The organism is Cryobacterium sp. M25, assembly GCF_002929635.1.
GTDB lineage: Bacteria > Actinomycetota > Actinomycetes > Actinomycetales > Microbacteriaceae > Cryobacterium > Cryobacterium sandaracinum.
This window is the reverse complement of record NZ_PJJU01000057.1, coordinates 19,669-43,219: the sequence shown is the minus strand read 5'-3', so window position 1 is coordinate 43,219 and position 23,551 is coordinate 19,669. Positions and strand designations below refer to the sequence as shown.

The window sequence follows — 23,551 nt, the reverse complement described above, 5'->3', positions numbered from 1 at the left end:
CCCGATTCTAGTTGCCTCCGGGTGAGGGCGCGCGTGGGGATATAGGTGGTGCCGCGGGTGCCGCGTCCGGTCCGGCCAGCGCGGCGAGCCGGCGCAGGGTGACGGCAATGGCCGCCACGCCCGCGGCCCCGGTGACCGTGACCGTGTGCAAGGTGCGGTGGTCGCGGCCGCGCGTGGGCCGGATGGCGACGAGGGGCTGCGCGCCGACGGAGTCGAGGGCGAGCGCGGGCAGCATCGCCACCCCGATGCCGGCCGCCACGAGGCCGAGCACGGCGGCCGCGTTGTCGGTCTCATAGGAGATGCGGGGCGTGAAACCGTTGTGACCGCAGAGCTCCAGCAGGTGGCCGCGGCACCGAGGACATCCGCCGATCCAATTCTCCTCGGCCAGGTCGCCGAGGTCGACTGCGCTGTCTCTGGCCAGGGCGTGTGCGGCCGGCAGCACGAGCATCATCTCGTCGCGGCGGAGCCGGGTCACGACGAGGCCCTCGGCGCTGTCCCGGTGAGGGTCGACCCGGTCGCCGGGGTAGCTGAACGTGATCGCCAGATCGGCCTGATTCTGGCGCACCAGGGCCACGGCTTCGGGCGGCTCGGCCTCGAGGTAGGTGACGCTGACTCCCGGATGGCGGCGCTGCAGGTCAGCGAGCAGGCGCGGCACGATGGTCGCCGAGGCGGACGGGAACGCCGCCAGACGCACCCGGCCCGCGCGCAGGCCGCGAAGTTCGGACAAGTCCCCCGCGGCGGCGTCCAGGGCCCCGCCCACGGTGGCGGCGTGCCGGGCGAGCATCCGGCCGGTCTCGGTGAGCCGCACGCCGCGGCCGATGCGTTCGATCACGGCCATCCCGATGCGCTGCTCGAGCCGTTTGAGCTGCTGGCTCACGGCGGGCTGGCTGTAGCCGAGCGCCGCCGCGGCCGCCGTGATCGAGCCGTAGTCGGCGAGCGCACCCACGACGCGCAGCATGGTGGAGTCGAGTTCGGGCTGGGCGATGGCGGGCACGAAGTGATCATAACTTATGCTTATGGATTGCCTCAGCTACTGGTTGTTGTCAAATGAATAGGCCGGTCGCATGCTGGAGAAATGATCCAGAGCGACTCTTCCGCGTCACGTTCGACGCTGCCGGCCCGCATCGGCGTGCGCGAGGCGCGCGAGCGGTTCCGTGGCGGCCGCGGCTACCTGGCAGCCTGCACGCTCGGGCTGCCAACCCGGGAAACGGAAGCGGCCCTGCGCGTGGACGCCGACGCCTGGGCGCTGGGCACCGCGTCGGCGGCGGGGTATGCCGCCGTGGTCGAACGGGTCCGGCACGCGTATGCCAGACTCGTCGCTGTTCCGGTGAGCCGGGTCGCGATCGGGTCTCAGGCATCCGTGCTGGCCGGTCTTCTCGCCGCGAGCGTGCCCGACGGCGCCGAGGTGCTCTGCGTCGACGGCGATTTCAGCTCGATGGTGTTCCCGTTCCTCAGCCAAGCGCACCGCGGGGTCACCGTGCGGCACCTGCCTCTGGCCGAGCTGGCCGTCGGGATCACCGCCGACACCTGGCTTGTGGCGTTCTCGCTCGTGCAGTCCGCCACCGGTGCCGTCGCCGACACCGCGGGGATCGTGGCCGCCGCCCGTGCTCACGGGTGCTTCACCGTCTGCGACACGACGCAGGCAGCCGGGTGGATGCCGGTGGACGCATCCGTCTTCGACGCGTCTATCTGCCACAGTTACAAGTGGCTCTGCGCCCCGCGCGGCGTGGCCTTCCTGACCGTGGCCGAGCGGCTGGCCGTAGTGCTGCACCCGGTGCAGGCGGGCTGGTATGCCGGCCGGGACCCGTGGGCCTCCTGTTACGGACCGGACATGAACCTCGCGGCTGATGCGCGCCGATTCGACGTCTCCCCGGCCTGGAACGCCTGGGTGGGCGCCGAACCCGCACTGGAGCTCTTCGGGCGGCTCGACCTGTCGACGGTGCGCGACCACGCGGTGGCGCTGGGCGACGCGTTCTGCGCCGGGCTCGGGCTCGCCCCGGCCGGGCAGTCGATCGTGACCTGGCCGGATGCCGACGGCACCGACCTTGACCGCCTCACCCGGGCAGGTCTCACCGCGTCGCGCAGGGCCGGGCGGGCCCGCGTCGCTTTCCACCTGTGGAATGACGAGGACGACGTCGCCGACGCCCTGCGCGCCCTACGGACATAGCCGGGTCTCGACGGGCGTGACCGCAGGGCTTGCTCGGCCACAGGGCCTCGCGGCGACTCGACTACTTCTGTGCGGTGACGGAGGTGACGGCGGTGATGATCGCGCCGGCGAGAGCGGCGGAGGAAGCCGGATTCTGGCCGGTGTACAGGTTGCGGTCGATCTCCATGTGCTCGGCCCAGGGTGCGCCGGCGACGAAGTCGGCGCCCAGCGCGACCAGGCGGCTCTGTACGAGCCACGGCGCCTTGGGGGCGAGGCCACCGAGAGTCTCCTCCTCGTCGGTGAAGCCGGTCATTCGGTAGCCGGTGAAGGGCCAGCTGCCGTCGGCCCGCTGGGCGGCGAGCAGAGCGGCCGGGGCGTGGCAGAGCACGCCGAGAATCGATCCGGAGTCGAGGGCTTCGGTCATGATGCGTCCGGAGTCGGCGTCGACGGCCAGGTCCTCCATCGGGGCGTGGCCGCCGGGGTAGAAGACGACGTCGTAGTCGGCGACCGTGATGTCACTGATCGAGCGGGGCTCGTCGAGTTCACTGCCGATGGTGTCGAGGTAGGCGACGATGGCCGCGGCCCGGTCTTCCCCGCCGGCCGCCTGGGGTGCCAGGCTTCCCGCGTCGATGGTGGGGGCGACGCCGCCGGGCGTCGCGATGGTGATCCGCCAGCCGGCCTCGGTGAACAGGCGGTGCGGTTCGGCGAGCTCTTCGGCCCAGTAGCCGGTGGGGTGCAGGCTGCCGTCGTTGAGGGTCCAGTGATCAGCGGCGCTGACGACAAAAAGTACGGAATTCATGGGTTCTCCAGAGTGTGTGATCGTGTGAAATGGATGCTGTCGGGAAAGTCAGACGTTCGTGCGGACGACCATCTTGCCGGTGTTCTCGCCACGCATGAGGCCGAGGAAGGCGTCGACCGCGTGGTCGATCCCGTCGACCACGGTCTCGTCGAAGACGACGTCGCCCGCGGCGAGCCAGCCGGCCATGTCGGCCGAGAACGCGGGGAAATGCTGCACGTAGTTGCCCACGGTGAAGCCCTTGAGGGTCAGCCCGCGACCGATCATGTTCGCCAGGTTGCGCGGGCCGCCGGTCGCCTCGGTGTTGTTGTAGACGGAGATCGCGCCACAGAGGGCGGCGCGTCCGCCGTCGTTGAAGCTGGCCAGTGCCGCCTCGAGGTGCTCGCCGCCGACGTTGTCGAAGTAGACGTCGATGCCGTCCGGAGCCGCGGCGGCGAGCTGCTTGGCGATGTCGCCGTCCTTGTAGTTGAAGGCGGCGTCGAAGCCGTACTTCTCGGTCAGCAGGGCAACCTTCTCGGCCGACCCGGCGGAACCGATCACGCGCTTCGCGCCCTTGAGACGGGCGATCTGGCCGACCATGCTGCCTACGGCCCCGGCCGCGCCGGAAACGAAAACGGTGTCGCCTTCCGAGAGCCCGGCCACCTCGAGCAGGCCCACGTAGGCGGTGAGTGCGGTCATGCCCAGCACGCCGAGGTAGGCGGAGAGAGGCACGCCGGGGATTTCCGGGACGACGCGGAAGCCGGCGGCCTCCTCCTGAACCAGGTCGCGCCAGCCGAACTGGTGCACGACCACGTCGCCGACGGCAACCGCGTCAGAGGCGGATGCGACGACGCGGCCGACGGCCCCGCCCGTCATCGTCTCGTTGAGGGCGTAGGGGGCGGAGTAGGACTTGGCGTCGTTCATCCGGCCGCGCATGTAGGGGTCGACCGAGACGAACTCGTTGGCCACGCGAACCTGACCGGGGGCCAGCTCGGGCAGGTCGATGCGGATGGTGCCGAAGTCGGCATCCGTTGGCCAGCCGGTGGGGCGGGCGACAAGCTGGATCTGGGTGCTGGTGATGGACGAGGCCATGGCGGCTCCTCTGCTTTTTTGTAACGGATAGTCTAATATATTGTGTACTGATCGATACACAAAACCACTCACAGCGAAAACGGAGGAAACACCATGGGACGGCTGCAGAGTTTCGAGCGCACAACCGTCGTCCAGGCGGCCAGGGACCTGTTCTGGGACAAGGGCTTCGAGGCTACCTCGCTCGCCGACCTCGAAGATGCGACCGGTCTCCGGCGATCCAGCCTCTACCATGCCTTCGGCAGCAAGCGTGGCCTGTTCGACGCCGCCGTCGAGGACTACCAGGCCTCCGTCATCCGCCCGAGATTGCGGACCCTGACCGGGCCGGGGATCGGCCGGGCCTCGCTGCTGGCCTACTTCAGCGAACTCAGGTCGGCGGTCTCCGCCCTGCCGGAGGACTCCCCGCGCCGCGGCTGCCTGCTGGTGAACTGCGCCGCAGGCCTCGCCGGGCACGACGACCTGGCCCGCCAGGTCGTGGACGGCTACCGGTCCGAGCTGAAGGACACCCTGCAGGACGCCCTCCGGGCGGCCGGAGGAAGCGCGCCGGACCGCGCGCCGGAACGCGCCCGCACCCTGGCTTCTCTCGGCATGAGCGCCATGCTGCTCGCCCGGGTCAACGCGACCGAATCGGTGGCGCTGCTGGACACGGCGACGGAGCAGATCCGGTCCTGGTTTCCCGTGCACGCCGCGACCGACGCCTGACGATCAGGCGCGCCGCACCGGGTTCGCCAGCACGCCGATGCCGGCGATCTCGACCTGCACGGCGTCGCCGTGCACGACGGAGGCGGACCGGTCGGGGGCACCCGTCAGAATGACGTCGCCCGGCAGCAGGGTGAACACGCTGGAGACGAAGGAGATCATCTCCGCAACGGTGTGCTTGAGCAGCGTCGCATTGCCCTTCTGGAAGACCTCGCCGTTGATGCGGGACTCGATGGTCAGCGTGGTCCAATCGTATTCGGTGTCGATGACCGGTCCGAGCGGGCAGAACGAGTCGAAGCTTTTGGCCCGTGTGAGGTCGCCGTCGCGCTCCTGCAGATCGCGGGCGGTGACATCGTTCGCTACCGTACAGCCCCAGATGGAGTCCTCGGCGGCGTCGACGGACACGTTGCGGGTGATCTTGCCGATCACGATCGCGAGCTCGCCCTCGACGTGCACGTTGTCCGTGGACGCCGGCACGGTGATCGGGTCGCCGGGGCCGACGACGCAGGTGTTCGGCTTGAGGAAAAACCTGGGCTCACCGGGCGAGCGGGCCGCGGCGGACTGCTCGGCCGCGTCGGCGAAGTAGGACCACGCCATGCCCACGATCTTCGACCGCGGGATCACCGGGGCGAGCAGCTTCACGTCGCGCAGGGCCACGCGCTCCCCGGACGGGTCATAGCCCGCGAACATCGGGTCGCCCTTTAAAACGACGATCTCGTCGTCGTCGACGATGCCGAACGAGATGCGTCCCTCGTGACTGAACCGTGCGATTTTCACGCGGGTCCCACCGGGGCGTCGAGCCGGGTGAGCCAGCCATGGCGGTCGGGCAGGCGGCCGTACTGAATGTCGGTCAGCTCCTGGCGGAGCGCCATCGTGATCTGGCCGGCCGGGCCATCCGGGTCGCCGATGGAGAGGTTCGGGCCCTTGAGCTGCGAGATCGGGGTGACGACGGCGGCCGTGCCGCAGGCGAACACCTCGGTGATGGCACCGGATGCGACACCGTCCTGCCATTCGCCGAGGGTCACGTCGCGCTCCTCCACGGTCAGGCCTCGGTCCCGGGCGAGCTGGATGATGCTGTCGCGGGTAACGCCCTCGAGGATCGCGCCGGTCAAGCGCGGGGTGACGAGCGTGTCGGTGCCATGAACGAAGAACACGTTCATGCCGCCGAGTTCGTCGATGCGGCTGCTGGTCTCCCCGTCGAGGAAGAGCACCTGGGCGCAGCCGTTGTCATAAGCCTGCATCTGAGGCAGCAGGCTGGCGGCGTAGTTGCCGCCGCATTTGGCCGCGCCGGTGCCTCCGCGGCCGGCGCGGGAGTACTCGGTCGAGAGCCAGATCTTGATCGGGGCCACACCGTCGGCGAAGTAGGCGCCGGCCGGGCTGGCGATCACGTAGTAACCGACCTGGTGCGCGGCCCGCACGCCGAGGAAGCTCTCGTTGGCGATCATGAACGGGCGCAGGTAGAGGCTGGTCTCCGCAGCAGAGGGCACCCAGTCGCCGTCCACGGCCACGAGCTGCCGGATCGATTCGATGAAGTCGACCTCGGAGAGCTCCGGCAGTGCCAGGCGGCGTGCGGAGCGCTGCAGGCGCTCTGCATTCTTCTCCGGGCGGAAGGTCCAGATCGACCCGTCGGCGTGACGGTAGGCCTTCAGCCCCTCGAAAATCTCCTGGCCGTAGTGCAGCACCGAGGAGGCCGGGTCGAGGTGCAGCGGACCGTAGGGCATGACCCGGGCGTTGTGCCAGCCCGCGTCGAGGGTCCAGTCGATGGCGACCATGTGATCGGTGAACTTCTTGCCGAAGCCGGGATCGACGAGGATCTCTTCGCGCTCGATCTTCGTGCGGGCCGCGGTCGACGGCGTCAGGCTGAATTTCAGCGGGAAGGTGGCGGTGCCGGATGTCGTCGGGGGCGCTGGCTGGCTCATTGGATTCCCTTGTCTGTCAGTCGAGTCACGATGGCGTCGCCCACGGCGCTGGTGCTCCGGGGTGTGCCGAGAGCCGCCCGGGCCACGATGTCGGCGGTCACGGCGGCAGTCACCCGGGCCGCGGCATCCGTGAGTCCGAAGTGCTCCAGGAGTAGCGCCACCGACAGGATGGCCGCCGTGGGGTCAGCCAGTTGTTTGCCCGCGATGTCCGGTGCCGAACCGTGTACCGGCTCGAACATGCTGGGGAACCTGCCCTCAGGGTTAATGTTCCCGGAGGCCGCAAGGCCGATGCCGCCGCTGATTGCCGCCGCGAGATCGGTGAGGATGTCGCCGAAGAGGTTGTCCGTGACGATGACGTCAAATCTACTCGGATTTGAGACCAGGAAAATCGTGGCCGCGTCGACGTGCAGGTAGTCGACGGTCACCTCGGGGTATTCGGCTGCGACGGCGGTGACGATTCGCTGCCACAGGCTGCCGGCGAAGACGAGCACATTGGTCTTGTGCACGAGTGTGAGGTGGCGGCGGGGCCGACCCTGGGCCTGGGCGAAGGCGTAGCGCACCACGCGTTCAACGCCGAAGGCCGTGTTGACGGAGACCTCGTTGGCCACCTCGTGCGCGGTGCCCTGGCGGATCGCTCCGCCGTTGCCCACGTAGGGACCCTCCGTGCCCTCGCGCACGACGACGAAGTCGACGGTGCCCGGAGACGCAAGCGGGCTGGGCACGCCGTGGAAGAGAACGCTCGGGCGCAGGTTCACGTAGTGGTCGAGCGAGAAGCGTAACTTGAGCAGCAGGCCGCGCTCGATATTCGCGTTGGCGAGGCGGGGGTCCCCCGGCACGCCGCCGACGGCGCCGAGCAGGATGGCGTCGTGGCCGGCGATCGCCGCGAGGTCGTCATCGGTCAGCACATCGCCGGTTTCCAGGAACCGTGCGGCGCCGAGGGAGAACCAGGTTGCGTCGAAGGTGACGTCGTCGGCAGACGTGGCGGCCTCGAGAACCTTGATCGCTTCGGCGACGACCTCGGGGCCGATCCCGTCGCCGGGAATGACAGCAAGCTTGATGAGAGGGGACATTCGACTCCGTATGTCTGAAAGTTGGCTGTAGATAAACCCTACTGCGACGCAACGAGTGTCTAAGCTGGTCAACTCCTGACAACCAATAGAAAGCAGTTCCGCATGAGTCTCGGATTGGGAATCTTCCTTCTTGTCGTCGGCGCCATCATGGTGTTCGCCCTGAACGTGACCGTCGAGTGGATGGATATCGAGCTGGTCGGCTACATCCTGATGGGCGCCGGTGCTGTCATCATGGTCATCGGCATCGTCTTGCTGACCCGCAAGCGCAGCAGCATCACCACGACCCGCAGCGCCGTCGACCAGGCGAGCGGGGAACAGGTCACGTCGCAGAAGCGTTCCGTCGACGACGTCTAGGTCGACGTCCGTCGTGCCGGGGCTCGTGTCGAGGTCGACGTCGACACGCGCCCCGGCACCGGCCTGCGCCGGCGGCGGCTCAGGTGATCAGGTCGCCTTACGCAGGGTGACCAGCGCCACAAACGCCGCCGCCAGCACCAGAATGGTTCCGATCCAGGCCGTGGGCGAAATTCCGCCGGTGAAGGCATCGCGGGCCGACGAGAGCAGCGAGTTTGCCAGGCCGGAGGGCAGCCCGTCGGCCACGGCCACCGCACCGCCGAGGGTCTCCGCCGCCGCCGCGCTCTGCGCCGCGGTGAGGGCCTCCGGCAACACGACCGCACTGCGGTACGACGCCGTCAGGATGGTACCGAGGATGGTCGTGCCGAGCACGGCGCCCAGTTCATAGGCCGTTTCGCCGACAGCGGATGCCGCCCCCATCTTGTCCGCCGGGGCGTTCGCCACGATCAGTTCGTTCGAGACCGTCTCGGCCGCGCCGATCCCGATCCCGAGGGCCACGAAGACGAGCGCGATGCCGACCGCGTCGAGGTCTCCCCCGCCCAGGGCGGCGGCCGCGTAGCCGACGGCCGAGATCAGCAGTGCCACCGGAACGACGATCGACGGCCGCACGCGCCGGGCGATGGGCACGATAACGAGGCCGGACACGATCATCGCCGCCAGTCCCGGCACGAGCACCAGCCCCGCCTCCAGAGGCGAGAGGGCCAGCACGAGCTGCAGGTACTGGGAGACGAAGAACAGGCCGCCGACGAGAGCCACGACGCTCAGCAGGTTGACGCCGATCGCCCCGCTGAAGGCCCCCTGGCGGAACAGCCCGAGGTCGATCATCGGGTGCGTCAGCCGGGGCTGGCGGCGCACGAAGAGCACGCCTGCGGCGAGTCCGAGCACGATCGGGCCGAGCGAGAAGGGCGTGGATCCGTGCTCCGCCAGGGCCTTGATCCCGTAGACGATCGGCAGCATGGTCGCCAGCGAGAGCGCGATGCTCGGGGCGTCGATGCATCCGGGGTTCGGGTCGCGGGACTCCGGCACGAGCAGGGGCCCGAGAACCAGCAGCGGCAGGAGCAGCGGCACCGCGAGCAGGAAGACGGAGCCCCAGGCGAAGTGCTCCAGCAGCACGCCGCCCACAACGGGGCCGAGCGCGCTGCCTGCGGCGAAACCGCTCGCCCAGATCGCGATCGCCAGCCGCCGCTGGTTGCGGTCGGTGAAGACGGAGCGGAGCAGCGACAGCGTCGGCGGCATCAGCATGGCGCCGAAGAAGCCCAGCACGGCGCGGTCGATGATCAACCACTCGACGCTTGGGGCGAAGGCGGCCACCACGGAAACGGCGCCGAACCCGGCGGAGCCGATCAGCAGCAGCCGGCGGCGCCCGATCCGGTCACCGAGGCTGCCCATGCCCACTAGGAGGCCGGCGAGCATGAGCGGGTAGATGTCGATTACCCAGAGCAGCTGCGTGCCGGTCGGCCGCAGGTCCTCGGAAATGGCCGGCAGGGCGAGGTTGAGCACCGTGTTGTCGATCGAAACCAGGAGCACGGGCAGCATGAGCACGACGAGCGCCCACCACCGGCGACGGGGGCTGATCACACGGCTGACGGCGATGACGGGGGTGGTCTCTCGGACGGTATTCGACACGGGAATGACTTCTTTCGGCTCCAGGGACGGATGCTGTACCGTCCAGACGGTAAAGTAAACCGTCCAGACGGTATAGTAGCACCATGAGCTCTGATACCGCAGCCCCGACCCGGAACGTGCCCCGCCTCTCCCCCACGCGCGATCGCATCCTGGACGCGTTCGCGCACCTCCTGATCGACCAGGGCGAGCGGGCGGCCACCCTCGAGGCGGTGGCGGTGGCGGCCGGCCTGTCCAAGGGCGGCCTGCTCTACCACTTCGGGTCGAAAGACGCGCTCGTGGAGGGACTCCTGGCCCGGCTCGACGCGCTCGTCGCCGACGATGTCGAACAAATTCGAGCGGCCTCGGCCGGAGCGGTCGACTACCTGATCCGCACGTCGATGAGCGAGGGGACGGTGCTCGACCAGTCGATCGGTGCGGCCGTCAGGCTCGCGCAGGGGGCACATCCGTTGGCCAATGCGGCCCTGGCCGCAACTCGGCGCCAGTGGCTGAGCGTCATCGAGGAGGCGGTGGGAGACCCGGACGTGGCCGAGGTGATCATGCTCGTCAGTGACGGGCTGTACTACGAATCCACCCTCGCGAGCCCCGGCCAGCCTGCCGTCGATGGCACATCGACGACGAGGTTGGACCGGTTGCTCGCGGTGATCGGGCGGATGACCGACGGAACTGCTATTCGGTGATGGAGATTTCGATCATGGCCTCGGCCGAGATCGCGTCGCGCACCGTGGCCAGCAGGCTCGCCGGAACGGGCGAGTCGACCGTCAGTACGCTCAGGGCCTTGCCGCCGGCCACGTGGCGGGCGATCTGCATGCCCGCGATGTTGATCTGGGCGTCGCCGAACTCGCGGCCGTAGACGGCCACGATTCCCGGACGGTCCGTGTAGAGCATCACGATCAGGTGGTCGTCGAACGGAACCTCGACGTCGTAGCCGTTGATCTCGACGATCTTCTCGATTTGCTTGGTGCCGGTCAGGGTGCCGGACACCGATACCTGCGAGCCGTCCGCGAGGGCGCCACGCAGCGTGATGACGTTGCGGTACTCCGGCGACTCCTTGTCGGTGATCATGCGCACCGCGACGCCGCGCTGCTCGGCGAGCAACGGCGCGTTGACGTAGGACACGGTCTCGCTGACGACATTGGTGAAAATGCCCTTGAGCGCGGCGAGCCGGAGCACGCTCACGTTATAGTCGGCGAGCTCGCCGCGCACCTCGACGTCGACGCTGGTCAGCGGGCTGTGGGCGCCGAGACCGGAGAAGACCTGGCCGAGCTTCTCCACCAGCGGGATGCCGGGGCGCACGTAGGGGTCGATAACGCCTCCGGCGACGTTGACCGCGTCGGGGACGAGCTCCCCCGACAGGGCGAGGCGAACCGACTTGGCGACGGAGACGCCGGCCTTTTCCTGGGCTTCGTCCGTGGAGGCGCCGAGGTGAGGCGTGGTGATGATGTTGTTGAGGCCGAGCAGCTTCGACCCGGTCGGCGGCTCGCTGACGAACACATCGAGGCCGGCGCCGGCGATCGTGCCGGCCGTGAGGGCGTCGTAGAGGTCGTCCTCGTTGATGAGGCCGCCGCGGGCCACGTTCACGACGAACGCGGTGGGCTTCATCAGCTTGAACTGTTCGGCGCCGATCATGCCGTTGGTCTCGGGCGTCTTGGGCATGTGGATGGTGATGAAGTCCGACTGTGCAAGGAGCTCATCGAGGCTGACCGGAACCACGCCGAGCTGCTGGGCGCGGGCGGAGGTGATGTAGGGGTCATAGGCGATGATGTTCGTGCCGAAGGCCTGCATCCGCGCCGCGATGAGGGCACCGATGCGGCCGAGGCCGATGATGCCGATGGTCTTTTCGTAGAGCTCGACGCCGGTGTACTTGGAGCGCTTCCACTGCCCCTGCGCCAGCGCGCCGTGGGCGGCCGGGATGTGACGGGCCAGGCTGATGATGTGCCCGACGGTCAGTTCTGCGGCGGAAATAATGTTGGATGTCGGGGCATTGACGACCATGACGCCCGCAGCCGTGGCCGCTTTAATGTCGACGTTGTCGAGGCCGACGCCCGCGCGGGCGATGACCTTCAGTAACGGTGCGGCGGCGATTGCCTCCGCGTCCACCTTCGTGGCGGAACGCACCAGAACGGCATGCGCCGTGGCCAGTTCGGCGAGTAGCGCGACCCGGTCGGTGCCGTCTACGGAGCGAACCTCGAAGTCGGGCCCGAGGGCGTCGACGGTGGCAGGCGATAATTCTTCAGCGATTAGGACAACAGGTTTTGACACGAAAACGGATCCTCCGATTGCAGCAGAAAAATGGCTTGCGCCGCGACCGTGGGGCGCCAGATGTGAAATCACTCTATCGGCTGGAGAATAGAGCCATGAGCAGCGTTACATTCCCCGACATCCAGTTCGCCGTGCGCATCGTGCTGGCGGTGGTCTTCATCGGCGCCGGCATCACACATTTCGTGCCGGGTGTGGCGCGCACGATGAGGGCGATGATCCCGCCACGGCTGCGAACGACCGGGATGCTTCGCCCCGGCAACCTCGTCATCCTCACCGGAGTCTGCGAGATCGCGGGCGGGCTCGGACTGCTGTATCCACCCACGATGGTGACGGCCGGCGTCTGCCTGATCGTGTTCTTGGCGGCGATCTTCCCCGCCAACGCCTTCGCCGCGCGCTACCCGGACCGCTTCGGCGTGGCCGCGATCCCCCTCGTGCCGCGGCTGACCGGGCAGCTCGTGCTGATGGGGCTGATCGTCATCGCGATCGCCTGAGCGCTAGGCGACGCCGTGCAACACAGGAGGAGCGCCCTGCCCGGTGTCGAACCAATTCAACGGAGATTTTGGGTCAAACACCCGTTTTTGAACCCAAACGCGCTGTTGAGAGCAAAATCTCCGTCGAATTCGTTCGGGACACCGAGCGGCAGGGCCAGGCGAGCGGCAGGGCCAGGCGAGCGGCAGGGCCAGGCGAGCGGCAGGGCCAGGCGAGCAGGCAGGGCCAGGCGAGCAGGCAGGGCTAGGCGAGCAGGCAGGGCTAGGCGAGCAGGCAGGGCTAGGCGAGCAGGCTGCCCGCGCCGAGGGTGAAGATGTTGGCGGCGATCGCGGCGTTCAGACCCAGGCCGGCCAGGAACAGGGCAGCCTGCGCGGCGCATCCGCGTGAGCGCCCGATCCATGCGGCAAGCACGAAGACGAGGAGCGGGCCCAGGATGCCGACGAGGAGCACGAAAATACCGAGTCCGCTCAGCTGGGTGTCGAGGCTTTGAGCCAGGATGTTGAGGCCGACGAGGTTGCCGACGCCCTCCCAGATGTCGTAGGCATAGCAAAGGCCGAACAGGATCGCGATGCCCGTCGACAGCCAGCGCGGGGTGCGCCGCCGGGATGAGGGGACGGTCGCGGGCGTGGTCACCGGTGAATCGGTCATGCGATGACCCCCGGTCCGGAGATGAACGGCAACGGGGCGAGCAGAACGACTCCGAGGAGTAGCCAGCCGATCCGGGCTCGGGGATGCGTTCTGGTCAGCCAGAACGTCACCGCGAACCAGACCGCGGGAGCGGCCACGGCCAGCCAGAGACCGAGGGAGAACATGAACTCGGACAACCCGTCGGCGGGCGGGGTCTGGATGCGGCCCACGCCGATGAACCAGCCCACCGTATAGAGCAGATATATTCCGCCGAAGATTCCGAGCGAGACAAGCGCCAGGGAACTCGTGGCCGTGCGGGTCAGGGCGGCGTCGGCCGCCGCCTTCGCCGCGACAGCGGATGCCGGACCGGCCACGGTCCATCCCTCCGGCGGCGCGACGGAACCGGTCTCGGTACCGGCCGCGGTGCCGGTGCCGGTGTCGGTTTCAGAGCCGGAGCCGGAGCCGTCGCCGGTCGTGACGAAAGCACCCGAATCGGGCTCGGCGGGCCGTGCGGTCGCGCCAGACTCGCCGCCGGAGACGAGCGTGGGGTCGTCGTCGCCGGCCCAGCCCAGGGCGTCGTCCCGGTTGTCGTCACCGGAGTGTCCAGAAGTCATGAGTCCAGCGTACCGAGGCGCCGCCCGGGCGGCGCACACTACCGGCTGATCACGACTTTCAGTGCCTTGGTTTCCGCCGCGCGGGAGAAGGTGTCGTACGCCTCGAGGATCTGGTCCATCCGGAACCGATGCGTGGCCAGCTTGTCGGCTGGGATCTTCTTCTGCGCGACGAGCCGGAAGACGGTGTCCGGGTCCGAGGCGCGCTCGAGCTTCGCGGCCGTGACCGTCTCCCCCGCCGGGCCGTCGGGGCTGCCGTGAACCGGCTGCGAATGGGGGTCGTGTCCTGTGCGAACCGGCAGGCCGGGTTCATCCACGGGCATCAATGGTGAACACCCGGACCGGGCGTGGCAAGCACCCCGAACGCATCCTCGGGAGCATCAGCGCCGTTGACGCGGCAGCGGGGCCAATCCAGTGGATTGGCCCCGCTGCCGATGCGAGCTCGGGTGTTAGCGCGCGGCTTCGCCGTCAGTGTAGTCGTCGTCGGCGGAGGCGTTCCAGGCGAACAGCTTGCGCAGCTCACGGCCGGTGGCTTCGATGGGGTGCTCTTCGCCCTTCTTGCGCAGAGCGAGGAACTCCGGTGCTCCGGCGTCCTGGTCCGCGATGAAGCGGGCCGCGAAGGCGCCGTTCTGGATGTCGGCGAGAACGGCCTTCATATTCTCCTTGACGTGGGCGTCGATGACGCGTGGGCCGGAGACGTAGTCGCCGTACTCGGCGGTGTCGGAGACGCTCCAACGCTGCTTGGCGATGCCCCCCTCCCACATCAGGTCGACGATAAGCTTGAGCTCGTGCAGCACCTCGAAGTAGGCGACCTGCGGCTGGTAGCCGGCCTCGGTGAGAACCTCGAAGCCGTACTGGATCAGCTGCGACGCGCCACCACAGAGCACGGACTGCTCGCCGAACAGGTCGGTTTCGGTCTCTTCGGTGAAGGTGGTCTTGATGCCGGCGGCGCGCAGGCCACCGATCGCCTTGGCGTAGCTGAGGGTGAGCGGCCAGGCCGCGCCCGAGGCATCCTTCTCGACGGCGACGATCACGGGAACGCCGCGGCCGGCCTCATACTCGCGGCGCACGGTGTGGCCCGGTCCCTTGGGGGCGACCATGGTGACGTCGATGCCTTCGGGGGCCTTGATGTAGCCGAAACGGATGTTGAAGCCGTGTCCGAAGACAAGGGCCTTGCCCGCAGCGAGGTTCGGCAGCACGTCGTCGGCGAACAGGTGACGCTGCACCTGGTCGGGCGCCAGGATGACGATGACGTCGGCCCAGGCGGATGCCTCGGCGGTGCTGAGAACGGTGAAGCCGGCCTCTTCGGCCTTGGCCTTGGACTTCGAGCCCTCCTTGAGGCCGATGACGACCTCGACACCCGAGTCGCGCAGGTTCTGCGCGTGGGCGTGACCCTGCGAGCCATAGCCGATGACGGCTACCTTCTTGCCCTGGATGATCGACAGGTCGGCGTCTTTGTCGTAGTAAATCTCAGACACGAGTAAATGTTCTCCTTGTTGTTGTAGTCGGTGGTCGAGCTCTAGTTTTTGAAGACGCGCTCGCTGATCGATTTCGACCCGCGGCCGATGGCGAGCAGGCCGGACTGGGCGATTTCCTTGATCCCGTAGGGCTCGAGCACGCGCAGCAGCGCCTGCGTTTTGCCGGAGTCCCCGGTGACCTCGATCACGACCGCGTCGACGGACACGTCGACGACCCGAGCCCGGAACAGGGTCACGGCTTCGAGCACCATCGACCGGGTCGTGTTGTCGGCGCGCACCTTCACCAGCAGGTGTTCGCGCTGCACCGACTGGGCCGGGTCGAGTTCGACGATCTTGATGACGTTGATCAGCTTGTTCAGCTGCTTGGTCACTTGCTCCAGCGGTGCGTCTTCGACGTCGACGAGGATCGTGATGCGGGAGAGCCCGGGGATTTCGGTGTGGCCGACGGCGAGGCTCTCGATGTTGAAACCGCGGCGGGCGAAGAGGCCGGCGACCCGGGTGAGCAGGCCGGGCTTGTCCTCGACGAGGAGGCTCAGAACGTGGGTGCTCACGGGTTATTCCTCTTCCCAGGTCGGTGCGTGCTCTTTGGCATACTGCACATAGCTGTTGCTGACACCCTGCGGCACCATCGGCCAGACCATGGCGTCCCGGCTCACGATGAAGTCGATCACCACGGGCCGGTCGTTGGTCGCCAACGCCAGCTTGATGGCGTCGTCGACCTGATCGGGGCTGGTGACCCGGATGGCGAGGGCACCGTAGGCCTCCGACAGCTTCACGAAGTCCGGCACCATGGCGGACCCGTGCCCGGTGTGCAGATCGGTGAAGGAGTGCCGTCCGTCGTAGAACAGGGTCTGCCACTGGCGCACCATGCCCAGCGAGGAGTTGTTGATGATGGCGACCTTGATCGGAATGTTGTTGATCGTGCAGGTGGCCAGTTCCTGGTTGGTCATCTGGAAGCATCCGTCGCCGTCGATCGACCAGACCACCCGGTCGGGCTCGGCCACCTTGGCACCCATCGCTGCGGGGATGGAGTAGCCCATCGTGCCGGCGCCCCCGGAGTTCAGCCAGGAATTGGGCCGCTCGTACTTGATGAACTGGGCCGCCCACATCTGGTGCTGGCCGACACCGGCCGCATAGACGGCTTCCGGCCCGGTCAGCTCGCCGATGCGCTGGATCACGAACTGCGGGCTCATGAGGCCGTCGGTCGGCTCGGAATAGCCCAGCGGGAACTCCTCCCGCAGACCCTTGAGGTAGGTCCACCAAACGCTGACGTCGGGCGTCGTCGTGGTGATGGCGGCCGCGTAGGCGATGGTGAGTTCGGCGATGACCTCCTTGGCATCACCGACGATGGGAACGTCGGCGGCGCGGATCTTACCGATCTCCGCGGGGTCGATGTCGACGTGCACGATCGTGGCGTGCGGCGCAAACTCGGAGACCTTGCCGGTGACCCGGTCGTCGAAGCGGGAGCCGAGCGCGATGATCAGGTCGGCCTCCTGCAGCGCGAGCACCGCGGACACGGTGCCGTGCATCCCGGGCATGCCCAGGTGCTGGTCGTGCGAGTCCGGGAACGCGCCGCGCGCCATCAACGTGGTGACGACGGGCGTCTTGCTGAGTTCGGCGAACGCGAGCAGTTCTTCCGACGCGCGGGCACGGATGACACCGCCACCCACGTAGAGGACGGGCTTCTTGGCCTCGGCAAGCAGCTGGGCCGCAGCCTGCACCTGTTTGCCGTGGGCCTTGGTGACCGGCCGGTAGCCGGGCAGGTCGAGCTTGGGCGGCCAGATGAACGGGGCGCTCTTCTGCTGGGCATCCTTGGTGATGTCCACCAGGACCGGGCCGGGCCGGCCGGTGGAGGCGATCAGGTGAGCCGACGCGATAGCCGCGGGGATGTCCTCGGGACGCTTGACCAGGAAGGAGTGCTTCGTGATCGGCATGGTGATGCCGACGATGTCGGCCTCCTGGAAGGCATCCGTGCCCATCAGGGTGGAGAAGACCTGGCCGGTGATGCAAAGGATCGGCACCGAGTCCATGTACGCGTCGGCGATGGCGGTGACAAGGTTGGTGGCGCCGGGCCCGGAGGTGGCGATGGCCACCCCGACGCGGTTGCTCGCCGAGGCGTAGCCCTCCGCGGCGTGGCCGGCACCCTGCTCGTGCCTCACCAGGATGTGCCGGATCACGGTTTGGCTCATCAGCTCGTCGTAGAGCGGAATGACGGCGCCGCCCGGTAGACCGAAGACGTCGGTGACGCCCAGCAGCTCCAGCGAGCGGATGATCGCACCGGAACCGGTGAGGATTTCCGGCGCCCCCGAGTCGGGCGCCCCGGCGGCCGCGGCAGGCGAGGGCGACGGTGATGGCACGGGTGTTTCCGCGGTCATGTGATCAGTTCCCTAGTTCGATGACGAATAGTGAGTTCTAGCCCGTGACGGCGCCGACGGCCGCAGACTGGACAAGCTTCGAGTACTTTGCGAGAACGCCCCGGGTGTAGCGCGGAGGCAGAGGTGCCCAGCCAACACTCCGGGCGGTCAGCTCATCAGGGTCGACCAGTAGGTCGAGCGTGCGAGCTGCGATATCGACCCGTATCAGATCACCATCGCGCACGAAGGCGATTGGACCTTCGTCCACCGCTTCGGGTGCTATATGGCCGATGCACAGTCCGGTTGTGCCGCCTGAGAATCGACCGTCCGTTAAGAGTAGTACATCGGCGCCGAGCCCGGCGCCCTTGATGGCGGCGGTGATCGAGAGCATCTCCCGCATTCCGGGCCCGCCCTTGGGTCCCTCGTAGCGGATGACGACGACGTCGCCCTTCTGGATCTCCCCCGCAGTGAGAGCGTCCATGGCGGCGCGCTCACGCTCAAACACGCGCGCGGGTCCCTCGAAGATGTCGGAGTCGAAGCCGGCGGTTTTGACGACGGCACCCTCGGGGGCGATAGAGCCCTTGAGGATGGTGATTCCGCCGCTGGCGTGAATCGGGTTGTCGAGGGTGCGCAGCACCTCGCCGTCCAGTTCGGGCGGGTCGATCTCGGCAAGGTTCTCGGCCACGGTCTTGCCGGTCACGGTGAGCGCGTCGCCGTGGATGAGGCCGGCCTCGAGCAGGGCCCGCATCACGGCCGGCACGCCGCCGTGACGGTCGACGTCGTTCATGACGTACTTGCCGAACGGCTTCAGGTCGCCGATGTGCGGCACCTTGTCGCCGATGCGGTTGAAATCGTCGAGGGTGAGCTCGACCTCGGCCTCGTTCGCGATGGCCAGCAGGTGCAGCACCACGTTGGTGGAGCCGCCGAACGCCATCGCCACGGCGATCGCGTTCTCGAAGGCCTTGCGGGTCAGGATGTCCCTGGCCGTGATCCCCAGACGCAGCAGGTTGACGACGGCCTCGCCGGAGCGGTGCGCGTAGTAGTCGCGGCGGCGGTCGGCGGAGGCCGGGGAGGCCGATCCCGGCAGGCTCATGCCGAGAGCCTCGGCCACGCTGGCCATGGTGTTGGCGGTGTACATGCCGCCGCAGGCACCCTCGCCGGGAGCGAAGGCGCACTCGATGCGCTTGGCGTCGGCCACGGACATCCGCCCGGCCTTGACGGCGCCCACCGCCTCGAAGGAGTCGATGATGGTGATATCTTTTTCGGTGCCGTCGGAAAGCTTGACCCAGCCGGGAGCGATCGATCCTGCGTAGAGGAAAACGCTGGCCAGGTCGAGGCGGGCCGCGGCCATCAGCATCCCGGGCAGCGACTTGTCGCAGCCCGCCAGCAGCACGGAGCCGTCGAGGCGCTCGGCTTGCATGACAACCTCGACCGAGTCGGCGATGACCTCGCGGGAGACGAGGGAGAAGTGCATGCCCTCATGGCCCATCGAGATGCCATCGGAGACGGAGATGGTGCCGAACTGCAGCGGGTAGCCGCCGCCGCCGTGCACACCTTCTTTGGCGGCCTGCGCGAGGCGGTCCAGGGAGAGGTTGCAGGGCGTGATCTCGTTCCACGAACTTGCGATGCCGATCTGGGGTTTCTCCCAGTCGGCGTCGCCCATACCGACGGCCCGGAGCATCCCCCTCGAGGTGGTGGCTTCGATTCCATCCGTGACGTCGCGGCTGCGAGGCTTCATATCGATCTCAGTCATGCACTGAGTCTAAACGTCCGCTGAAGGCGGAACGTCGCCCGGGGGTCATGCTCCGGCGGCGGCCTCACGCTCCGCGGCGACGGCCGCGCGGGCATCGGCGATCAGGCCCAGCACCAGCGGCACGTCTTCGGGGCCGCGCACCCGGTAGCCGGCGAGCGAGTCGCCTGCCCCGATCTTGACGCCGACGTCGCCGGGTCGCAGCACGGCGAAGGCGTCTTCGTCGGTGGTGTCGTCGCCGGCGTAGAAGACCCGGTCGGCCCCCGCGTGTCGGCGCAACCGCTCAAGGGCGTCGCCCTTGGTGCTGGCACGCACCGCGAATTCGATCACGTCCTTGCCGTCCCGCACGGTCAGGCCGGGCAGCAGCGTGCCCAGCTCCTCGCGTGCGGCCTTCAGGGCGGCCGCCGCTTTCCGAGGCGTCGCCAGCCGGGTGTGCAGGGCCAGACCGGCCGGCTTGCGTTCGATCCAGGTTCCGTCGATGCTGCCGGAGATGCGCTCAAGCACCCGGGCGAGGGCGTCGAGCTGCTCGAGTTCCTCGGTGACGAGGTCGAGTTCGATCTCGGGGGTGTCCAGCTGCACCTCGATCCCGTGCGAGCCGGTGAGGAGCACATCGGTCTGCGGCTGCGACACGTGCCGCAGGCTGACCAGGGCCCGGCCGGAGACGAACGCGACCCGCACCCCGTCGAGGTCGAGCAGGCGCTGCACGGCCTCGCGGGTGCCTGCCACTGCGCGCGCGTCTTCGGGCTTGTCGACGTGCGGGGCAAGCGTCCCGTCGAAATCGAGGGCCACGAGGATGTTGTCGGCGCGGCTGAGATCCTTCAGCGCACCGGCGAGGGTGTCGGGGATCCCGGGACGCACGCCGGCTCCTTCGGTCAGGGTTCGGAGGAAGGAAGAGGACCAGGCGTCGACGTCGTTGTCGAAGACCTTGCGGCGGAGCGCGCGCATGCGTCGCAGCCGTTCCTGGCGGGGCATCGCGACGGCCCTGAGGATGGCGGCCTTCACGCCGTCGATGTCATGCGGGTTGATCAGCACGGCCTGTTTGAGCTCGTCGGCGGCGCCGGCGAACTCGCTCAGAACGAGCACGCCGTCGCGGTCGAAGCGCACGGCCACGTATTCCTTGGCGACGAGGTTCATGCCGTCGCGGAGCGCGGTCACGAGCATCACGTCGGCCGCGAGGTAGAGCGCCACCATCTCCTCGCGCGGGTAGCCGTGATGGTGGTAACTGATGGCGGTGTGGCTGATGGTGGAGAAGTCGCCGTTGAGGCGGCCGACGGCCAGTTCGATCTCGTCGCGCAGGGCGATGTAGGGGCCGACGCGTTCCCGGGAGGGGCTGGCGACCTGCACCAGGGTGACGTCCTCCACGCTCAGGCTGCCGTCGGCGAGCAGCTCGCCGAACGCCTTGATGCGGTGGGCGATGCCCTTGGTGTAGTCGAGCCGGTCCACGCCCAGCATGATCGTCTGGGGGTTGCCGAGGTCTTCCCGGATCTGGCGCGCCCGCTCCTGGATCTCGGGGCGCCGCGCCAGTTCCTCGTAGGCGGCGGCGTCGATGGAGATCGGGAAGTGCTTGGCGATCACCCGGCGATGCTTGCCCTCGGGTGCGGGCACATCGATGGCGACGCCGCGGGTCGGATAGCCGTAGAGGCGGCGCACGGCTCGGGAGAAGTTACCGGCGTCGGCGAGGCGCTGGAAACCGATCAGGTCGGCGCCGAGCAGTCCGTCGAGGATCTGCTTGCGCCAGGGTAGCTGGGCATAGATCCCGTAGGGCGGAAAAGGGATGTGGTTGAAGAACCCGATCACGAGGTCGGGCCGCGCGTCGCGCAGCATCCGTGGCACGAGCTGCAACTGGTAGTCGTGCACCCACACCGTGGCGCCGGGCGCAGCGGCGGATGCGGCGGCGTCGGCGAAGCGGCGGTTCACCCGAACGTAGGCCTCCCACCATTCGCGGTGGTAGCGCGGCGGCGCGATCACGTCGTGGTAAAGCGGCCAGATCGTGTCGTTGGAGAAGCCCTCGTAGTAATCCTCCAACTCCGACTCGCTGAGCCGCACCGGCACGATGGAGATGCCGTCGTTCTCGAACGGGTCGAACGAGCGGTCGGCGATGCCGGGCCAGCCCACCCAGGCGCCGTCGGAGCTGCGCATCATGGGCTCAAGGGCGGTGACCAGGCCGCCGGGCGAGGTGCGCCAGCCCTCGGTTCCGTCTTCGGAAACCTCGATCTCGATCGGGAGGCGGTTGGAGACCACGACCAGCGAATAGGTGGAGTCCGGGGCGGCGGATGCCGTGGGTTCGGCTGCAGAGGTAATGGGATCGTCCGTTCCGGCGGGCGCAGAGCGACGCCTTGGTGGTCTCCTAAGGCTACCAGTGGGCCGAAAGCGGTGGCCGGGCTGGCCCCTCGGCCACGGTCGCCCGACATGGGGACAACTTTGAGGTAACGCGCGTACTTTAAACCGTGGATTGTGTCCGGGTGTGGCGCGACCCCGGCTGACTGTTTGAAAGAGGCGGACCCATGGACCTGAATTCACTGCTGAGCTGGGTGTCGATCTCACTCGCGACCATCAGCCTCGTTGTCTTCGTCTCGTTCTTCGTTCTGGTGCGGAGGCTGTACCGGCGCATTCGCCGTATCCGCAGGTTGACCGGCGCGGTGTTGCGTTCTCGAACCATCCTGAGTTGGGGCCCGCAACACGAGGTTCTGAAGCTGCAGTTGCGGCTGATGGAATCTCTCGACAGTGGTCAGGCAGCCGTCGACCTGGCCCGGAGCAGCCAGGGCCCGCTCGGCGAGCTTCCGCGACTTTTCCGTCGCATTCAGGGCGAAAGCGTCACGCTGCAATCGCAGCTGCGGCTGCTGACGAGCGAGACCGATCCTGTCGTGCTCGCCGAGGCGCTGTCGGTGGCCGGCCGCCGTGTCGACCAAGTGGCCGGGTTGGTGCGCCGGCTGCGCTCGGCCGTCGCTGCCGGTCTCGGAGAGCTCACCGATGACACCCTCACGGCCCTTCGCTCCGAGGTCGACCGCGAGGTGGCCGCGCTCCGGGCTGGGGTCGATGAGTTGCGCTCCCTCAACGGCCACTCCCTCAACGGCCACTCCCATAACGGCAACGACGGGTTCTCCGATCCGCGCCGGCCCCTGCCCATGAATACTTTCAACAGAAGGACTGAATCATGAGCCTCACCTCGCGGCTGCGCGTCATCCTCCGCAGCAAGTCAAACCGGGCCCTGACCCGGATCGAAGACCCCCGCGAGGCCCTCGACGACAGCTACGAGCAGCAGGTGAAGTCGCTCCAGCAGGTGCGCCTGGGGCTGGCCGAGGTCGCAACGGCGAAGAAGCGAATTGAGCTGCAGGGGCAGGACATGGGCGGCCGCTACCAGCGGCTGGCCGACCAGGCCCAGGACGCGCTGAACCAGGGCCGGGAAGATCTGGCCCGCACGGCGCTGGAACGCCGGTCGCTCCTCGAGGGCCAGGTGGCAGCCATCCGTGACCAGTACCTCGCTTTGGCGCAGCAGCAGGCGCAACTGCAGGACAACGAACGACGCCTCGCCGAACGGGTCGCCGCTTTCCGCACGGAGAAGGAGACCATCAAGGCCACCTACGCTGCCTCCGAGGCTCGGGTCAAGGCCAACGAGGCCGCGTCCGGCATCGGCTCGCAACTGGGCACGGTCGGTGCCGACCTCGACCGGGCCAAGGACCGGGTCACCCAGATGCAGGCCCGCGCCGCCGCCACCGACGAGCTGCTCTCCAGCGGCGCTCTGAACGATGTCACGGCCCCGCTCGACGCGGACCTCGAGCGGCAGCTCTCGGCGGGGGCGACCAGAGCGGCTGTCGACCGCCAGCTTCAAGCGATGAAGGAGGCCCGCGCCACGGACCGGGGCCCCGGCCCGAACGCTCGCGGAGGAACCGACGCCTGGTTGAGTATCGGCCAGGGCCCGCCTCTCCCCTGATCCTGGTCGTCGACCAACTCTGAGCCAGGTCGTCGAACCAATTCGACGGAGATTTTGGCGGAAACGCTACTTTCCGGGGCATCCTGGACCTATCTTGGCAAAATCTCCGTCGAATTCGTTCGCGCTGCGGGGCAGAACAAAGCGCGAGGTGCATGCCCGAACCGCACAGGCACTTCGGCGCATCAGGCGGGAGATGTGGCCACCTCAGGAGATCAGGCCGGGCCGAGCCGGGTATCCGCACCCGTTCCGCACTGGTCCGCGCCGACTGAAGAATTTGGGCGACGGATGTCCTGAGTCAGCCACGCACGCAAGCTCCCCTGAGCCTGAGCCTGAGCCTGAGCCTGAGCCTGAGCCTGAGCCTGAGCCTGAGCCTGAGC

General features: G+C 68.1%; 23 protein-coding genes. 7 read left to right on the top strand and 16 right to left on the bottom strand.

Annotated elements, in window-relative coordinates; all coding sequences use genetic code 11:
- Nucleotides 1-7: 7 nt before the first annotated feature.
- Nucleotides 8-994, bottom strand: coding sequence for a LysR family transcriptional regulator (locus tag CXY81_RS13230; protein WP_233194167.1), 987 nt, complete (start codon nucleotides 992-994; stop codon nucleotides 8-10).
- 81 nt (nucleotides 995-1,075) lie between these two features.
- Here CXY81_RS13230 and CXY81_RS13225 point away from each other — a divergent pair, with 81 nt between their 5' ends.
- Nucleotides 1,076-2,167 carry an aminotransferase class V-fold PLP-dependent enzyme gene (locus CXY81_RS13225; protein WP_104195121.1) on the top strand — a complete coding sequence of 364 codons (1,092 nt, stop codon included), beginning with the start codon at nucleotides 1,076-1,078 and terminating at the stop codon, nucleotides 2,165-2,167.
- 61 nt (nucleotides 2,168-2,228) lie between these two features.
- Here the strand turns inward: CXY81_RS13225 and CXY81_RS13220 are convergent, their stop codons facing one another.
- The gene (locus CXY81_RS13220; RefSeq protein WP_104195120.1) at nucleotides 2,229-2,945 is read right to left on the bottom strand and encodes a type 1 glutamine amidotransferase domain-containing protein; all 717 of its coding nucleotides are present in this window, start codon (nucleotides 2,943-2,945) and stop codon (nucleotides 2,229-2,231) included.
- Between the two features lie 48 nt (nucleotides 2,946-2,993).
- Complete coding sequence (locus CXY81_RS13215; protein WP_104195119.1) at nucleotides 2,994-4,013, bottom strand: NADP-dependent oxidoreductase; 1,020 nt, start codon at nucleotides 4,011-4,013, stop codon at nucleotides 2,994-2,996.
- A gap of 93 nt (nucleotides 4,014-4,106) precedes the next feature.
- Between CXY81_RS13215 and CXY81_RS13210 the strand changes: the two genes are divergently transcribed.
- Nucleotides 4,107-4,712 carry a TetR/AcrR family transcriptional regulator gene (locus CXY81_RS13210; RefSeq protein WP_104195118.1) on the top strand — a complete coding sequence of 202 codons (606 nt, stop codon included), beginning with the start codon at nucleotides 4,107-4,109 and terminating at the stop codon, nucleotides 4,710-4,712.
- 3 nt (nucleotides 4,713-4,715) lie between these two features.
- Here CXY81_RS13210 and CXY81_RS13205 read toward each other — a convergent pair whose 3' ends face one another.
- From CXY81_RS13205 to CXY81_RS13195, 3 genes are read right to left on the bottom strand one after another with little or no spacing between them, the layout of a single operon-like run.
- A complete protein-coding gene (locus tag CXY81_RS13205; protein WP_104171623.1) occupies nucleotides 4,716-5,486 on the bottom strand; it encodes a fumarylacetoacetate hydrolase family protein in 771 nt (256 codons plus the stop codon).
- Nucleotides 5,483-6,628, bottom strand: coding sequence for a branched-chain amino acid aminotransferase (locus CXY81_RS13200; RefSeq protein WP_104195117.1), 1,146 nt, complete (start codon nucleotides 6,626-6,628; stop codon nucleotides 5,483-5,485). Before CXY81_RS13200 ends, CXY81_RS13205 begins: the two co-directional genes overlap by 4 nt.
- Nucleotides 6,625-7,698, bottom strand: coding sequence for a 3-isopropylmalate dehydrogenase (locus tag CXY81_RS13195; protein WP_104195116.1), 1,074 nt, complete (start codon nucleotides 7,696-7,698; stop codon nucleotides 6,625-6,627). Before CXY81_RS13195 ends, CXY81_RS13200 begins: the two co-directional genes overlap by 4 nt.
- A 102-nt stretch (nucleotides 7,699-7,800) precedes the next feature.
- On the opposite strand from CXY81_RS13195, the gene CXY81_RS13190 reads away from it, so the two are divergent.
- Nucleotides 7,801-8,052, top strand: a complete 252-nt coding sequence (locus tag CXY81_RS13190) for a DUF6458 family protein (RefSeq protein ID WP_104102889.1) — start codon at nucleotides 7,801-7,803, stop codon at nucleotides 8,050-8,052.
- Between the two features lie 87 nt (nucleotides 8,053-8,139).
- Here CXY81_RS13190 and CXY81_RS13185 read toward each other — a convergent pair whose 3' ends face one another.
- The gene (locus tag CXY81_RS13185) at nucleotides 8,140-9,627 is read right to left on the bottom strand and encodes an MFS transporter (RefSeq protein WP_233194185.1); all 1,488 of its coding nucleotides are present in this window, start codon (nucleotides 9,625-9,627) and stop codon (nucleotides 8,140-8,142) included.
- Between the two features lie 131 nt (nucleotides 9,628-9,758).
- Here CXY81_RS13185 and CXY81_RS13180 point away from each other — a divergent pair, with 131 nt between their 5' ends.
- Entirely contained in the window at nucleotides 9,759-10,352 is a 594-nt protein-coding gene (locus CXY81_RS13180) for a TetR/AcrR family transcriptional regulator (RefSeq protein ID WP_104195115.1), read from the top strand.
- On the opposite strand, the gene serA is transcribed toward CXY81_RS13180, so the two are convergent.
- Nucleotides 10,342-11,934 (bottom strand): phosphoglycerate dehydrogenase, encoded by a 1,593-nt coding sequence (gene serA / locus CXY81_RS13175; protein ID WP_104195114.1) that lies wholly within the window; start codon nucleotides 11,932-11,934, stop codon nucleotides 10,342-10,344. The two genes, CXY81_RS13180 and serA, sit on opposite strands and share 11 nt — an antisense overlap.
- Before the next feature lie 95 nt (nucleotides 11,935-12,029).
- Between serA and CXY81_RS13170 the strand changes: the two genes are divergently transcribed.
- Nucleotides 12,030-12,425 carry a DoxX family membrane protein gene (locus CXY81_RS13170; RefSeq protein WP_104195113.1) on the top strand — a complete coding sequence of 132 codons (396 nt, stop codon included), beginning with the start codon at nucleotides 12,030-12,032 and terminating at the stop codon, nucleotides 12,423-12,425.
- Between the two features lie 277 nt (nucleotides 12,426-12,702).
- Here the strand turns inward: CXY81_RS13170 and CXY81_RS13165 are convergent, their stop codons facing one another.
- The 8 genes from CXY81_RS13165 to CXY81_RS13130 form a co-directional block, all read right to left on the bottom strand.
- A complete protein-coding gene (locus CXY81_RS13165; RefSeq protein ID WP_146067700.1) occupies nucleotides 12,703-13,071 on the bottom strand; it encodes a hypothetical protein in 369 nt (122 codons plus the stop codon).
- Nucleotides 13,068-13,664: a DNA polymerase III subunit gamma/tau gene (locus CXY81_RS13160; RefSeq protein WP_104171616.1), complete on the bottom strand. Its 597-nt coding sequence runs from the start codon at nucleotides 13,662-13,664 to the stop codon at nucleotides 13,068-13,070. The genes CXY81_RS13165 and CXY81_RS13160 overlap by 4 nt, the downstream gene beginning before the upstream one ends.
- A gap of 38 nt (nucleotides 13,665-13,702) precedes the next feature.
- Nucleotides 13,703-13,978, bottom strand: coding sequence for a hypothetical protein (locus CXY81_RS17575; protein ID WP_104171615.1), 276 nt, complete (start codon nucleotides 13,976-13,978; stop codon nucleotides 13,703-13,705).
- A gap of 132 nt (nucleotides 13,979-14,110) precedes the next feature.
- A complete protein-coding gene (gene ilvC / locus CXY81_RS13150) occupies nucleotides 14,111-15,139 on the bottom strand; it encodes a ketol-acid reductoisomerase (RefSeq protein ID WP_104195111.1) in 1,029 nt (342 codons plus the stop codon).
- A 41-nt stretch (nucleotides 15,140-15,180) separates the two neighbouring features.
- Nucleotides 15,181-15,690 carry an acetolactate synthase small subunit gene (gene ilvN, locus CXY81_RS13145; protein ID WP_104102867.1) on the bottom strand — a complete coding sequence of 170 codons (510 nt, stop codon included), beginning with the start codon at nucleotides 15,688-15,690 and terminating at the stop codon, nucleotides 15,181-15,183.
- Nucleotides 15,691-15,693: 3 nt separating this feature from the next.
- Nucleotides 15,694-17,514: an acetolactate synthase large subunit gene (locus CXY81_RS13140; protein ID WP_104195110.1), complete on the bottom strand. Its 1,821-nt coding sequence runs from the start codon at nucleotides 17,512-17,514 to the stop codon at nucleotides 15,694-15,696.
- Nucleotides 17,515-17,551: 37 nt separating this feature from the next.
- A complete protein-coding gene (gene ilvD / locus CXY81_RS13135) occupies nucleotides 17,552-19,246 on the bottom strand; it encodes a dihydroxy-acid dehydratase (protein WP_104171612.1) in 1,695 nt (564 codons plus the stop codon).
- Between the two features lie 45 nt (nucleotides 19,247-19,291).
- Entirely contained in the window at nucleotides 19,292-21,544 is a 2,253-nt protein-coding gene (locus tag CXY81_RS13130; protein ID WP_104195246.1) for a bifunctional alpha,alpha-trehalose-phosphate synthase (UDP-forming)/trehalose-phosphatase, read from the bottom strand.
- Nucleotides 21,545-21,747: 203 nt separating this feature from the next.
- Here CXY81_RS13130 and CXY81_RS13125 point away from each other — a divergent pair, with 203 nt between their 5' ends.
- Complete coding sequence (locus CXY81_RS13125) at nucleotides 21,748-22,401, top strand: hypothetical protein (RefSeq protein WP_146067699.1); 654 nt, start codon at nucleotides 21,748-21,750, stop codon at nucleotides 22,399-22,401.
- On the top strand, nucleotides 22,398-23,174 hold the full coding sequence (locus CXY81_RS13120) for a PspA/IM30 family protein (RefSeq protein ID WP_104195108.1): 777 nt from the start codon (nucleotides 22,398-22,400) through the stop codon (nucleotides 23,172-23,174). The genes CXY81_RS13125 and CXY81_RS13120 overlap by 4 nt, the downstream gene beginning before the upstream one ends.
- Nucleotides 23,175-23,551 lie beyond the last annotated feature (377 nt).